Here is a 14,894-nt window from a genome sequence, read left to right on the forward strand (position 1 = left end):
TTCTGTCCTATTTTATCGACAACAATGAAATGAACTATGCTCAAACAGAGATAAATGAAAGAGATACCTGCTTGCTCAGGTTTATAGACTCTACTGTCTCACCTACTCCGCTCATAATTAAAATAGCTAAGGAGTTGCTATGGATAGCTTCATCAAAAATTTACCTAAAGTTGAGCTGCACTTACATATAGAAGGCACATTAGAGCCAGAGCTGATGTTCCAACTCGCCAAGCGTAATAACCTGTCGATTCCCTTTGAGACCCCAGACCAAGTTCGAGACGCGTACCAGTTCCACAATCTTCAATCCTTTCTCGATATCTATTACCAAGGTGCAAACGTACTGATTCATGAACAAGATTTCTACGACCTGACGTGGGCTTATCTGTTGAAGTGTCAGCAAGATAATGTGGTTCATACTGAGATCTTCTTCGACCCTCAGACTCACACTGAACGCGGCATTGACTTTGAAGTCATCGTTGGCGGAATTACTCGAGCTTTGAATCAAGTGGAGCAAGAGCTTGGTATCAGCAGCCAACTGATCATGTGCTTTCTGCGTCATCTCGATGAAGACAGCGCTTTTGAAACACTCAAACAAGCCCTTCCTTATAAAGATAAGATCATTGCCGTTGGGTTAGATTCATCAGAACAGGGCAATCCGCCAGAGAAGTTTAAACATGTATTCCAAGAAGCGATCAACCAAGGCTTTCTGACTGTCGCGCACGCCGGAGAAGAAGGCCCAGCACAAAATATTATCGACGCAGTGAGCTTGTTAGGCATTACCCGAATTGATCATGGCGTTCGCTGTGTAGAAGATGAGGATCTGATGGAACAGCTAATAGCAAAACGCACACCTCTAACAGTCTGCCCGCTGTCGAATACCAAGCTCAAGGTGTTTGAGACCATGCAAGAGCACAACATCGTCGAGTTGCTGAGAAAAGGGCTGTGCGTCACCATCAATTCCGATGATCCGGCTTACTTCGGCGGCTATATGAATGATAACTTCCTCGCCGTCGCCAATGCTCACCCAGTGACCAAAAACGAATTGGCGCAGTTCAGTATTAATGCCATCGAAGCCAGTTTTATCTCGCCTCACGCCAAGGAAGATCTCATCACACAGGTACGCCAATACCTTGCTGCGAGTACTTAATGAGTTATCAAGATCAAAAAGGGAAGCTCTGAGCTTCCCTATCTATATCAATAGATTACTAATTGGCTTAGCCCGGGTGACCATCCACTCTTGGCGTTAACAGCATCATCCCAAATTTCCAGATAAATAGACCGAACGCTAACGTCCATAAACCCGCGCTGATATTGACCATCTCAAATAAATACGCCGGGAAGAATGTCACACCTAAACTACGAACGAGTGCCGCGATAAATATAGCCGAGAACGCCAAAGCCATACTTGGCCCTTTATAGATAGCACGGCCAGTATGTCCCATTGTCACGCGCGTGATCATCGCCAGAATTAACCCACTCAAACCGCCAATCGCAAACAGGTGCAGCATGTTATAGCTCGCGAACGGGTTATCTAGCAAACCGCGTAACAGCAAGCTGAGAGGGATACATAGGTAAGCCGCATGCAGCGACCACACCAAGGGTTCTGATAGTGTTGTCCAAGGCTTCCAGCGGATAAAGCGCACCAACTGTGTCACACCTGCAAATACCATCAACTCATTGCCGACTTGAGCAAAGGTCAATGGGAAGAAGCTCAACACAAATAAGCCAACCAAAGGTAGATTGGCTAACCATTCCAACCAAACCAAGGGCTGCGCTTTTTCGAAATCAAAACGACGCGCTGTAAAGAATGGGAGCACTCGCCCACCCATCACTGATAACAGCAAGGTAAACCACCACAACATAGCCTGCCAAACTGCAGACGATGGGAATGGAGGCATGCCCTTAATGGTCGCGTAACTAGCAAAGTTCGCCACGATAGCCAATATAAACAGCGGCACAAAAAACAGGTTCTTCCAGCCTTTCGACTTCACGACTCGGAAGCCAATTTCGTAAGCGGCGAAGATTAAGAACAGCGCCTCAACCGACGAGATAAGCCATAACGGTGCGGGGGTCCAAAACAGAATACGAGGTGCGATCCATAAACCAACCAAGGCTGCCAATCGATAGTGCTTGGTGCCATTGACACCCGTCCAGGTTTGCACGGCAGTGAGCACAAAGCCGACCACTATCGCCATTGAGAAACCAAACAGCATTTCATGTACGTGCCACCAAAGCGCCGGTACTTTTAGCATTTCAGGCTGACCGTTTTGGAACATGATGACCCAAGCTACAATCGCAATCACGGCATAGAGACTGCCTAAAAAGAAGAAAGGTCGAAAGCCTAAACGCAGGTAGGCTGGAATCGCGTCTTCTACACTTTTATCTGTGATATTTAACAAACTCGCTCCTAATTCTCAGATAAGCGGCCAAGGTATTACCTAAACCAAATTTTGTATGCATCAAATCCGATGCAATATGCAGATAACACTGCATGAAACGCGCCAATTAGATAAAACCAGTAAAAACAGCGACTCACGAGATTCACTAGCCAATAAACAAGTCAAAAAAACACAACAAAAAGAGTCATAAAGACATATAGATGTATAAATAGAAACTTACTGACTTTTGGTATCTCGCCACATATAGTAAGACTAGACTTAAATGGAACAACTCAGACAAGGAATGCGATGTATATTTTTGGTTATGGCAGTTTAATCAACTCATCTTCACGCCAGCTTACCGGTCAGACAGGGCAAGCGATCCCTGCGATTGTTCATGGCTTAATTCGCCATTGGAGCAAGATCGATGACAGCTATGTGTTATCACCTTTGATCGTCAATCTCGGCGAGGGACAAGTGAATGGTGTGTTGCTTGAGGTGGATGATATTGCACTGGCTGAGTTTGATCGCCGTGAGCGTGGTTATCACCGTATCGAATTAAAGGCCTCTCAGATAGAAAGCCAAGATGAATTCAAACAGGATCAACCGATCTGGGTTTACATCAAAGACGAGATTGAAGCACCTTGCGAAAACAGCCCTATCGTTCAAACCTACGTCGATACTGTATTAGCAGGATGTTTAGAGGTGTCTGAAAGCTTTGCGGCGCACTTCGTTAAACACACACAAGGTTGGCATCACCCATTAGAAAATGATCGCCACCAGCCTAAATACGGCAACCTTGCTGGGGTTTCCGATCACCATCACAGTGTGATTGATGGCTTGATACTAACTGTACGCAGCTAGTTGATTTAGGTTGGTGAACACATTGACTCACCAACCTAAAGTGAGCTTAAACGACACGAATACCTGCTGGCATCGCACGTTCAGGTGTTAGCAATACACTTTCAGATTCATCTTCCGTTTCTGCACAAAGCAACATGCACTCAGAAGTGTGGCCTCTCATCTTCGCCTTCGCTAGATTGCACAAAACAACAACCTGCTTACCCATCAACTCTTCTTCTGTGTAGTAAGGGACTAGGCTGGTCACCGTTTGCAGTGTCTTGTCACCAACATCCACTTGCACTATGTAAAGCTTGTCGGCGTTTTCATGACGCACAATCTCAATGATCTTACCTACACGCATTTCTAACTTAGCAAAGTCACCATAAGAGACAGTATCCATTTCTCACTTCCTATATTGGTTTATTTTTACTCATTAAATCATTTACTAAAATTGAGTAAAATGTAAATGTTTACACTAGCATTAAGCCTAATAATTACAAGCGGTAAAGATCTCATTACTGGAAGTAAAATGAGAGTTTCGTTGCCTTACTATCATTGTCGGTGTTAAATAGATGAAGCAATGTATAGAGGTTAAAAATGGCAACAATTAAAGATGTAGCAAAGGAAGCTGGTGTTTCTGTTGCAACCGTATCTCGAGTGATCAACAAGTCTCCCAAGGCGAGTGCAAGCTCGGTAGAGTCTGTAACGAAAGCGATGTCTAAACTCGGCTATCGACCGAATGCCAATGCTCGAGCGCTGGTAAGCCAAAGCACGAACACTGTTGGTGTATTGGTCGGTGACATCTCCGATCCCTTTTTTGGCACGCTGGTTAAGGCTGTCGACAATGTCGCTCGTGAGAACGGAAAACATATCCTTGTCGGTAATGGCTCGCACGTTCGTGAAGAAGAGAGACAAGCGATTGAATTGCTGATTAACAGCCGTTGTGACGCCCTGGTGATCCACTCTAAAGGCCTCACCGACGAAGAACTGATTGCCTATGCAAAAGAGGTCAAAGGCTTAGTACTGATCAACCGTTATATTGCTGAGATTGCCAACCGCTGTATTTTCTTAGACAACAAAAAAGGTGCGTATCTTGCGACGGAATATCTGATCCGCCATGGCCATAAGAACATTGCCTGTATCGCCTCATCGCATAGCATTGAAGATGCCGATGAGCGTATCCAAGGTTACTTAGCGGCACTCTCAGATTACAAAATAGCGCTCTCTGACAGCTATATTGAATACTCAGCGCCGACCAGTGACGGTGGCGAATACGCCATGACTAACCTTCTGACTAAATCACTGCCAATCACTGGCATTGTGGCGTACAACGATTACATGGCAGCAGGTGCTTTGTCTGTCCTTGATGAAAACGGTATTCAAGCGCCGGACAAAATGTCGATCATCGGTTTCGATGATGGTTTGATTGCCCGCTATGTTAATCCAAAGCTCACCACTATTCGCTACCCGATTCAGATGATGGCAGAGAAAGCGACACGACTCGCGTTGCACTTAGCCAAAGGTGAAAACACCTCAACTGAACCAATGATGTTCTCTCCAACTCTGGTACGCCGTAATTCGGTAGAGAAAGTCTAGGTTCTGGTCGACTCATCAAGCAATAAACAAAAAAAAGCCCTAACAGAATCGCTTCTGTTAGGGCTTTCCTACCTTACTCAGATACTCAACAATCGCGCTTAATAAACCGCACTCTTGTTGAGCGCCACTTTTGCTCATCCCCCAAGAACAACGCGATAATTCACATCGTCCTATTCACAAACAAAAGATATTGACGTAACCGCTTTGAGCTAGAGCGTACTAGTTTGAAGAATCCCCCGAAAATTCAAACTGGTAACAGGTACTGTAGTTATATTCTTGTTCAGGCTTGAGAATACAACTGTCCTGCTTCCACTCTGGGTGGTTAGGAGAGTCAGGTAAGAACTGGGTTTCTAGCGCCAAACCAGCGTAGTCTTCATAGCTGCCACCACTTCGGTTTGGTGTGCCACCAAGCCAGTTTCCGGTGTATAGCTGCATCGCAGGTTTGGTTGAAAATACTTTTAGTGTGACGAGCGCATCCGGTGAGGTTACGGTCGCGGCGCATTGAGTGCGTTTGCAGCCATCAGCCAATAAGAAAGAGTGGTCGTAACCCTTTGCTGCTTTCTGCTGTTCATCGCCCAACAAACGCTCTGAGATCATCATAGGCTGATTGAAGTCAAAGCTGGTCGATTTCACTGATTTAAGGTTACCTAACGGAATACCCACCGAATTGGTCGGTAAGAACTGATTAGCATTGATACTGACAATGTGTGACAAACAATCGTGTCCAGCTTCAGCGCCAAGTAGATTGAAGTACGCATGATTCGTTAGGTTGACTACAGTCGGCTTGTCTGTGGTTGCAGAGTAATTAATGGACACTCGATTGTCTTCGGTGATGTCATAACGTACCGACACATTCAAATTCCCCGGGAATCCTTGGTCGCCATCAGCAGACTCTAGACTGAACACCACTGACGTTTCGGTTTGCTCGGCAATATTCCAACGGCGTTTATCAAATCCGTTCGGGCCACCATGTAAGGTATTGCCCGCTTGGTTGGTTTCCAGCTTGTAATTCTGACCATCAATTTTGAAACGACCATTAGCAATGCGGTTAGCATAACGGCCAACGGTTGTGCCCATATAGCTGGCTTGTTTATCGAAGTTCTCCATTGAGTTAACACCCAACAACACTTCTCTTTTGTTTCCCTTTACTGGCAGGATACAGCTCAACCATGTTGCACCAATATCCATGAATGTCACTTGAATGCCATGCGTATTTGATAGCGTCACTAACTGAGCGGGTTGGCCATCATAGGCTGGAGTCTGCGCCATGGATTGATGCAGGTTTTGCTCTTGTGTCATTCTAAATTCCTTCTAGTGCCAGTAAAAAGCCTCTACCTGAAGTAAAGGCTTTAGCATTTGGCCTACCATGATCTTTTTACTTGGTAAGCTCTATATTAAGTCTCGAAGCCGTTAGATTACTTCAACTAAGCCTGCTCCGTCTTTCGCTTGGCACACATAAATAGATTCTTTTAGCCCCGTCGCCGCTTGATATTTCTGTTCAACGGTTGTTTTGATTTCATCAACCAATGCAGGTGGAACCAATGCCACAATACAACCACCGAAACCACCGCCAGTCATACGCACGCCACCTTGTTCACCGATCACTTCTTTGACCATATCAACCAGCGCATCAATCTCTTTCACCGTGATTTCAAAATCATCACGCATTGATGCATGCGATTCAGCCATCAACTCGCCCATACGCTTCATATCATGAGTGCGTAGAGCTTGAGCCGCTTCAACAGTACGGTCATTTTCAGTAATCACGTGACGAGCACGTTTCGCGACCATTTCATCCAATTCAGACTCTTTCGCTTTGAATTGTTCAATGGTCACATCACGAAGTGCCGGAACACCAAAGATGCGCGCCGCTTCTTCACACTGTTCACGACGTGTGTTGTATTCGCTGTCGACTAAGCCGCGTTTCTTGTTTGAGTTAATGATAACCACTGCCATATCTTCTGGCATTGAAACCGCTTGAGTTTCTAGGCTACGGCAATCCAAAAGCATCGCGTGATTCGCTTGACCTTCCGCCGAGATCATTTGATCCATAATGCCGCAGTTACAGCCAACGAACTCGTTCTCTGCTTGCTGGCCGTTCAATGCTACTTCCGCTTGAGTGATCTCTAAGTTGTAAAGCACCTTAAATGTCTGACCAATCACCACTTCAAGTGCCGCAGAAGAACTTAAACCTGCACCTTGAGGTACGTTACCCGTTACAGATATGTCTGCACCTGTAAATTCAAAGCCGCGACCTTTTAAGCACTTCACCACACCACGAATGTAGTTCGCCCACATTTTGTCTTGTTGGAAGGTGATCTCTTGAGTTAAATCGAACTCATCGACTGCATTACCGTAGTCCACTGATACTACACGTACCATGTTGTCGTCACGTTTAGCCGCTGCCACTACCGTTTGATAGTTAATGGCACACGGTAGAACAAAACCATCGTTGTAGTCGGTGTGCTCGCCGATCAGGTTCACACGACCTGGCGCTTGGATAATATGGGTCGCTTGGTAACCAAGGACTTGCTCAAAAGATGCTTTCACGTTTTGGATTAGGTCAGACATAAGTAAACTCTCTGGTTAAACTCTTTGTTCAATTGGTTATGGCCCTTCACGGCACCACTTTAATTCTTTTAGATTCCCTATATCGTTCGTCTCTCACGGTAGGGAATGACAACATCAGCGACTAAACTTCTATACTTCTATACTTCTATACTTCTATGCTTCTAAGCTTCTAAGCTCTTAAACTTATGGGCTTCTCACCTGTCGTCATTCCAGAATCGAGGGACGAGATATCAGGAATCTCACTCGTTATCTACGAAACAGGCTATTCCTGATCTTTATAGTGAACGTCACTCAAATCACGAAGACGCTGCGCCGCTTGTTCTGCTGTTAAATCACGCTGAGACTCAGCCAACATTTCGTAGCCGACCATGAACTTACGAACCGATGCGCTGCGTAGTAGCGGCGGGTAGAACAATGCATGCAGTTGCCAGTGATCGATGTCCGTACCTTCTTCGAAGAACGGCGCATAGTGCCAGCCCATTGAGTAAGGGAATGAGCACTGGAACAAGTTGTCGTAACGACTAGTCAGCTTCTTAATCGCAAGCGCTAGATCATCACGTTGTTCGTCAGTCAGTTCGCTCATACGGCGGATGTGTGTTTTTGGTAGCAACATGGTTTCAAATGGCCACGCAGCCCAATAAGGCACCACAGCGATCCAATGTTCAGTTTCAACCACAGTGCGAGAACCGTCTTTCATTTCAGATTCAACGTAATCCACTAAAAGATTAGAACCTTGTTGTTCAAAGTACTCTTTTAACAGTTTCTCTTTGCGTTCAATCTCGTTGGGCAAAAAGCTGTTTGCCCAGATCTGACCGTGTGGGTGTGGCTGAGAACAGCCCATGGTCTCGCCTTTGTTTTCAAACGCTTGAACCCATAGGTAGTCTTTACCTAGCTCTTCAATCTGTTCATTCCATGTGTCGATAACACCGCGAATCTTGTTTACTGGTAACTCTGGCAGCGTTTTGCTGTGGTCCGGAGAAAAACAGATCACGCGGCTCAACCCGCGAACACCTTGAGTCTTGAATAGAGGGTTTTCAGACTCTGGAGCGTCAGGCGAATCGGGCATCAAGGCCGCGAAATCATTACTGAATACGTAAGTGCCGTCGTAATCTGGGTTTTCGTCGCCCGAGATACGCGTATTGGTTGGGCACAAGAAACACTCTTTCTCGTACGCAGGAAGCTGCGCGGTCGATGGTTTTTCATCTTGGCCACTCCAAGGACGTTTTGCTCGGTGCGGTGATACTAAGATCCACTGACCCGTTAATGGGTTATAACGACGATGCGGGTGGTCTACTGGGTTAAATTCAACTTTTGACATGTTTAGATTGCTCTCAAATTTTGTGTCTTGGTCAATTCACCAAGATGAATAATTCTTCTACAAGGAGATTCCCTATCACGCTCGTGCCTCGCTGTAGGGAATGACGTGTAATCTCATGTGCTAGTGATACAACGGCTATCGCTTCATATCCTTATGCTCATCCGTCATTCCAGAATCGAGGTACGAGATATCTGGAATCTCTCTTTTCTTATCTCTGCATTCCCCAATGAAATTGGAGTTGCAGCTAGGCAGCAAGCTTTCCAATATCCATGAGCATAGATCTTCTATGTGATTGGAATTGGTGAGCGCAGCTAACAACGCTGCGGCTTCAATTACGAAGGGGAATAACCGTTAGGATTGTTCGACTGCCACTTCCATGTATCCGCCGTCATCTCCATCACGCTACGCGTCGCCTTCCAGCCAAGCTCGCGCTCTGCTTTTTCAGTGCTTGCCCAACATTCGGCAATGTCACCTGCGCGGCGTGGGCAAAGTTCATAAGGAACCGGTTTGCCCGATGCTTGTGCGAAGGCTTCAACCATCTCGAGTACACTTGAGCCTTTGCCCGTACCTAGGTTGTAAATGTGTAAGCCCGCTTTCTCGCCAACCACTTTTAGTGCTGCGACGTGACCGTCGGCTAAATCCATTACATGAATATAGTCACGAACGCCTGTGCCATCGACTGTTGGGTAATCGTTTCCAAAAACAGCCAGTTTTTCACGGCGACCGACGGCTACTTGAGCAATAAACGGCATTAAATTATTTGGGATACCTTGTGGGTCTTCACCCATAGTGCCCGATGGATGTGCGCCAACTGGATTGAAGTAACGCAGTAAAGTGACGCTCCAGTCGTTCTCCGCGTTGAACAGATCGCTCAAGCACTCTTCCACCATATATTTGCTGCGACCATAAGGGTTAGTTGTCGCGCCAGTTGGTGAAGTTTCAGTAATCGGCACTACTTCTGGATCACCGTAAACGGTAGCCGAAGAACTAAATACGATGCTTTTCACGCCCGCTTTCTTCATGCTTCGAGCTAACACTAGTGAACCATTAACGTTGTTATCGTAGTACTCCAAAGGCTTAGACACCGACTCCCCAACCGCTTTCAGGCCAGCAAAGTGAATCACGGCTTGGATATCGTTTTCTGAAAACACACTATCTAGAAAAGATTGATCACGAATGTCGCCAAGATAAAAAGTTGGTCGCTTACCGGTCAATGATTCGATTCGCTCCAGTACTAGCTCTTTGCTATTGCAAAGGTTATCAACAATGATTGGCTCCATACCCGCCTGTATCATTTGAATACATGTATGACTTCCGATGTAACCCATGCCGCCCGTAACCAGTACTTTCACAATCAACCTCTCTTTGTCGTCATTCTTGGACTAACTCGAACTGACATTCAGCTCAGTAGCACCGTATGCCAGAAATAGTAGCAGCCATTTTGACTATAATTCTGTGATCAAAACCACGAAGTGTAAACGTTTACACTAACTCATATCATTGTTACTGAACGTGACATAGGGAGAACCTATAAACAAACACATCTAATTCATTGAATTCTAATAAGATAATTATAGATAGTTAGATTTGAGACATCATAGAGGAGTTGAGCATTTATTTTACTAAAAGTTAATGCAATGACGTCCAGTTTGATTACAATAGGTCTGTAGAATAAAGAGGTGCATTGCTTTTTTACTAAATACCAATTTCAAAGCAGCGCAATGTTCCAATAACAGGAAGTGAGTATGGCAACGTTAAAAGATATCGCGACTGAAGCACATGTTTCATTGGCTACAGTTTCAAGGGTTCTCAATGAAGATCCAACATTAAGCGTCAAGGAAGAGACCAAAAGGCGTATCTTTGAAATTGCAGAGAAGTTGGAATACAAAACCAGCAGCTCACGAAAAGCCGTTAGCAGTAAAAAACAAAATCATCACTTCCTTGCTCTGTATAACTACAAGCAAGAAGCTGAAGTGAATGACCCTTACTATCTATCGATTCGCCACGGGATTGAAACCCAATGTGACAAGATGGAAGTTAAACTAACCAACTGTTATGAAAGTAAAATACACGTAAATTCAGCGCCTATCACTGGTGTATTGTTGGTGGGAAGAATGACACCGGAGGTTATCGAACAAGCCAAAAAGCTAAGCGATAATATCTGTTATGTCGATTTCACTGATCACTCTGAACCTTATGACTCTGTCGATATCGACCTGGCTTTGATCAGCAAAGAGATCACCAACTTCTTTATCAACCAAGGCTATCAACGCATTGGTTTTATTGGCGGACAAGATAACGTCAACACTCCTGATATTCGCGAAGTCGCCTTTGCTGAATACGGTAGCCTTAAGAATGTTGTCAGTGAGCAAGACATCTACCGTGGTGACTTCTCTAGCTCATCAGGTTACAAGCTTGCAAAACAGATGCTCGCGACGGGCGACTACCCTAAAGCCATGTTTATTGCGTCAGATTCCATCGCAATTGGCGTTTTACGAGCAGTTCATGAGCACGGATTAAACATCCCTGAAGATATTGCGCTGATCAGTGTAAACGACATCCCAACAGCTAAATTTACCTTCCCATCTTTATCAACTGTTCGTATTCACTCTGAACTGATGGGAATTCAAGGCGTTAATCTGCTGATTGAGAAAGTACGCGACGGCCGAACCATCCCACTACGTGTCTATGTACCAAGCAAACTCAAGCTACGCGATACAACAAAATAATTAAATATATCAAATAGATAAATTAAGGCTACCTTTGTTGAAGGTGGCCTTTTTTGTGCCCGTCACATACATCAATCTCCACGTATCCCCCTCTTTAATCTGCTACATAAATCAGCCAATAGCATTCTTTTAAGTGGATCACACAGCACCGTAAAAAGACCATAAAAAACGTGATGAAGTTAAAGTAAAACGTTTTCACCATTTTCATTTAGTAAAACTTTTACTAATAATTACCTCAATCCAAAAATACTCGTATTCACTACGACCCAATTACGCATAAGAACGTCGGTCAGCAAACTGCATTCAGACCGAGAGAGAGGCAACGTGAACAACTGGGAAAACTTCCTGAACTTACATGAGAACCGTATGGCACCACGTGCTTACTTCTTCTCATACGCATCAGAAAAAACCGCTAAAACATTTCAACGTGAACTAAGCAGCCACTTCCAACTACTAAGTGGTCAATGGAATTTCAGCTACTTCACTAACCCGCTCTTGGTTCCTGAAGAGTTTTACTCTCAAGAGATGAGCGATTGGGGCCACATTACGGTGCCAAATATGTGGCAGATGGAAGGCCACGGCGATCTTCAGTACACAGATGAAGGTTTCCCATTCCCAATTGATGTGCCTTTCGTACCATCAGACAACCCAACCGGCGCATACCAACGCTCTTTCTTCCTTGGCGAAAGCTGGGACGAGAAACAAACCATCATCAAATTTGATGGCGTTGAAACTTACTTCGAAGTTTACGTAAACGGCGAGTACGTGGGCTTCAGCAAAGGCAGCCGCCTAACCGCTGAGTTCGATATCTCTAGCCAGGTAAAAGCAGGCAACAACCTACTTTCTATTAGAGTGATGCAGTGGGCCGACTCTACCTACATTGAAGACCAAGACATGTGGTGGACGGGCGGTATCTTCCGTGATGTTTACCTTGTTGGTAAAGAACAACTTCACGTTCAAGACCTAATGGTTCGTACTGATTTTGACGACGCTTACCAAAGCGCTACTCTGTCGTGCAAAGTGGAACTAGAAAACCTAGCAGCAGCGGTAAACGCAACCCTTGAGTACGCATTGCTTGATGGCAGCCAAGTTATCTCGCAAGGCTCTGTAGATAGCTTAGCCGTCCCTAATCATAAGACTGGTGGCAATGTAGATACTCAATTCTCTATCGATGTCGTGAACCCTGTTCAATGGAACGCTGAAAACCCTTACCTATACCAACTGTTGCTTACGCTGAAAGACGCTGACGGCAAGGTGTTGGAAGTGATTCCACAACGCGTTGGTTTCCGTGATATTAAAGTTCGCGATGGTCTGTTCTACATCAACAACAAGTACGTGATGTTGCACGGTGTGAACCGTCACGACAACGACCACCAGAAAGGTCGTGCTGTGGGCATGGATCGCGTAGAAAAAGACTTAGTACTGATGAAGCAACACAACATCAACTCAGTACGTACAGCGCACTACCCGAACGACCCACGCTTCTACGAATTGTGTGACATCTACGGCCTATTCGTGATGGGCGAAACCGATGTTGAAACTCACGGCTTTGCTAACGTTGGCGACCTAAGCCGCATCACTAACGATGCCGCATGGGAAGCGGTGTTTGTTGAACGTATCGAACGTCATATCCACGCTCAGAAGAACCACCCTTCTATCATCATGTGGTCGCTAGGTAACGAGTCTGGTTACGGTTGCAACATCCGCTCTATGTACGATGCAGCAAAAGCAATTGATGACACGCGCCTGGTTCATTATGAAGAAGACCGTGATGCTGAAGTAGTCGACATCATTTCAACCATGTACTCACGTGCTCAACTGATGAATGCCTTCGGTGAATTCCCACACGAAAAACCACGCATCATCTGCGAATACGCACACGCAATGGGTAACGGCCCGGGTGGTTTAACTGAATACCAAAACGTGTTCTACAAGCATGACGCAATTCAAGGTCACTATGTTTGGGAATGGTGTGACCACGGCATTCTAGCGCGTGATGAAGCAGGCACAGAGTTCTACAAATACGGCGGTGACTACGGTGACTACCCGAACAACTACAACTTCTGCATGGACGGTTTGATCTACCCAGACCAAACGCCAGGCCCTGGCTTGAAAGAGTACAAGCAAGTGATTGCCCCAGTGAAGCTTCGCGATTTCGATGCACAAACGGGCACCTTCACGGTAGACAACAAACTTTGGTTCTCAAACATCGATGACTACACCATCACTGCGGAAATCCGTGCTGAAGGTGAAACCATTGCTGTGCAACACATCAAGATTGAAGAACTGGCAGAAAACTCGAGCCGTGAACTGACACTTAACTTGCCACAACTTGATGAGCGCGAAGTGTTTGTGAACTTTACCGTGCGCAAGGATTCTCGTACGCCTTACAGCGAAGCGAACCACGACATCGCGGTGTATCAATTCCAAGTGAAAGAGAACACAGCACAGCTAGAAGCCTTCACTAACAACAATGCGACAGCACTGAATGTGGAAGAGTCTCGTTTAGCTTACCTAATCAAAGGCCACAACTTCGCACTGAACTTCTCGAAAGTGAACGGCAAGCTGACGTCATGGTTGGTCAATGGCGAAGAGATGATTAAGTCAGAACCACGAATCAACTTCTTCAAGCCAATGATCGATAACCATAAACAAGAGCACGATGGTTACTGGGAGCCTGCACACTTGCAAATTATGCAGGAGCACTTCCGTAGCATTGACCTTGAATGCGTTAACGTTGAACAGGTAAATGGCAAGGTAGAGATCACCACCACCAGCATCATTGCTCCACCAGTATTCGATTTCGGCATGCGTTGTGAATATCGCTACCAAGTTAATGCTGAAGGCCAATTGAACGTTGAGCTAAGCGGCGAACGTTACGGGGAGTACCCTCATGTAATTCCTGTGATTGGTTTTGATATGGGCATCAACGGCGACTTCGACCAAGTCCAATATTACGGACGCGGCCCTGAAGAGAACTACCAAGACAGCAAGCAAGCCAACATGATTGATGTGTACCAATCAACCGTTGCAGACATGTTCGAGAACTACCCGTTCCCACAGAACAACGGCAACCGCCAACACGTTCGTTGGGCTGCGCTTTCAAGCCGCGCGGGTAATGGTATTGCAGTAAAACCACAGCAAGAAATCAACTTCAGCGCATGGTTCTACACCAACCAAAACCTGCACCAAGCACAACACACCATTGAGCTAGAGAAAAGCGGTTACATCACGTTAAACCTAGATCACCAAGTGATGGGCTTAGGCTCTAACTCTTGGGGCAGCGAAGTGCTCGATTCTTACCGCGTTTACATGGACGAGTTCCGCTACGGTTTAACTCTGATTCCATTCCAAGCAGGCGATTGCGATGCGCAGCACCTAATCAATCACAACTTTGGCGATGAGTTTTTTACGGTGAATGCACCAAAAGCTCAACCACAACTGAACGAGGCATAAGCG

11 protein-coding genes are annotated in these 14,894 nt (G+C 45.6%); 5 read left to right on the plus strand and 6 right to left on the minus strand.

What is annotated here, in order from left to right:
• Window positions 1-139 precede the first annotated feature (139 nt).
• Window positions 140-1,147 (plus strand): adenosine deaminase, encoded by a 1,008-nt coding sequence (locus A6D97_RS06240; RefSeq protein ID WP_065584012.1) that lies wholly within the window; start codon window positions 140-142, stop codon window positions 1,145-1,147.
• A gap of 67 nt (window positions 1,148-1,214) precedes the next feature.
• On the opposite strand, the gene A6D97_RS06245 is transcribed toward A6D97_RS06240, so the two are convergent.
• Window positions 1,215-2,399, minus strand: a complete 1,185-nt coding sequence (locus tag A6D97_RS06245; RefSeq protein ID WP_065584013.1) for an NnrS family protein — start codon at window positions 2,397-2,399, stop codon at window positions 1,215-1,217.
• A 288-nt stretch (window positions 2,400-2,687) separates the two neighbouring features.
• Between A6D97_RS06245 and A6D97_RS06250 the strand changes: the two genes are divergently transcribed.
• On the plus strand, window positions 2,688-3,242 hold the full coding sequence (locus A6D97_RS06250; protein ID WP_017060795.1) for a gamma-glutamylcyclotransferase family protein: 555 nt from the start codon (window positions 2,688-2,690) through the stop codon (window positions 3,240-3,242).
• Between the two features lie 46 nt (window positions 3,243-3,288).
• Here A6D97_RS06250 and A6D97_RS06255 read toward each other — a convergent pair whose 3' ends face one another.
• Window positions 3,289-3,621 (minus strand): tRNA-binding protein, encoded by a 333-nt coding sequence (locus A6D97_RS06255; RefSeq protein WP_065584014.1) that lies wholly within the window; start codon window positions 3,619-3,621, stop codon window positions 3,289-3,291.
• A 197-nt stretch (window positions 3,622-3,818) separates the two neighbouring features.
• On the opposite strand from A6D97_RS06255, the gene A6D97_RS06260 reads away from it, so the two are divergent.
• Window positions 3,819-4,817 carry a substrate-binding domain-containing protein gene (locus A6D97_RS06260; protein ID WP_065584015.1) on the plus strand — a complete coding sequence of 333 codons (999 nt, stop codon included), beginning with the start codon at window positions 3,819-3,821 and terminating at the stop codon, window positions 4,815-4,817.
• Between the two features lie 219 nt (window positions 4,818-5,036).
• On the opposite strand, the gene galM is transcribed toward A6D97_RS06260, so the two are convergent.
• The 4 genes from galM to galE all read right to left on the minus strand — a co-directional run bounded on the left by galM (window position 5,037) and on the right by galE (window position 10,058).
• Window positions 5,037-6,116, minus strand: a complete 1,080-nt coding sequence (gene galM / locus A6D97_RS06265; RefSeq protein WP_017063325.1) for a galactose-1-epimerase — start codon at window positions 6,114-6,116, stop codon at window positions 5,037-5,039.
• A gap of 111 nt (window positions 6,117-6,227) precedes the next feature.
• Window positions 6,228-7,388 (minus strand): galactokinase, encoded by a 1,161-nt coding sequence (gene galK, locus A6D97_RS06270; RefSeq protein WP_065584016.1) that lies wholly within the window; start codon window positions 7,386-7,388, stop codon window positions 6,228-6,230.
• A gap of 262 nt (window positions 7,389-7,650) precedes the next feature.
• A complete protein-coding gene (locus tag A6D97_RS06275) occupies window positions 7,651-8,706 on the minus strand; it encodes a UDP-glucose--hexose-1-phosphate uridylyltransferase (RefSeq protein WP_065584017.1) in 1,056 nt (351 codons plus the stop codon).
• Between the two features lie 332 nt (window positions 8,707-9,038).
• Entirely contained in the window at window positions 9,039-10,058 is a 1,020-nt protein-coding gene (galE, locus tag A6D97_RS06280; RefSeq protein WP_017063324.1) for a UDP-glucose 4-epimerase GalE, read from the minus strand.
• A 393-nt stretch (window positions 10,059-10,451) separates the two neighbouring features.
• On the opposite strand from galE, the gene ebgR reads away from it, so the two are divergent.
• Both ebgR and ebgA read left to right on the plus strand, forming a co-directional pair.
• Window positions 10,452-11,435 (plus strand): transcriptional regulator EbgR, encoded by a 984-nt coding sequence (gene ebgR / locus A6D97_RS06285; protein WP_017060801.1) that lies wholly within the window; start codon window positions 10,452-10,454, stop codon window positions 11,433-11,435.
• Between the two features lie 324 nt (window positions 11,436-11,759).
• A complete protein-coding gene (ebgA, locus tag A6D97_RS06290) occupies window positions 11,760-14,891 on the plus strand; it encodes a beta-galactosidase subunit alpha (protein ID WP_065584018.1) in 3,132 nt (1,043 codons plus the stop codon).
• Window positions 14,892-14,894: the final 3 nt, after the last annotated feature.

The organism is Vibrio sp. ZF57, from assembly GCF_001691235.1.
Lineage (GTDB): Bacteria > Pseudomonadota > Gammaproteobacteria > Enterobacterales > Vibrionaceae > Vibrio > Vibrio crassostreae_C.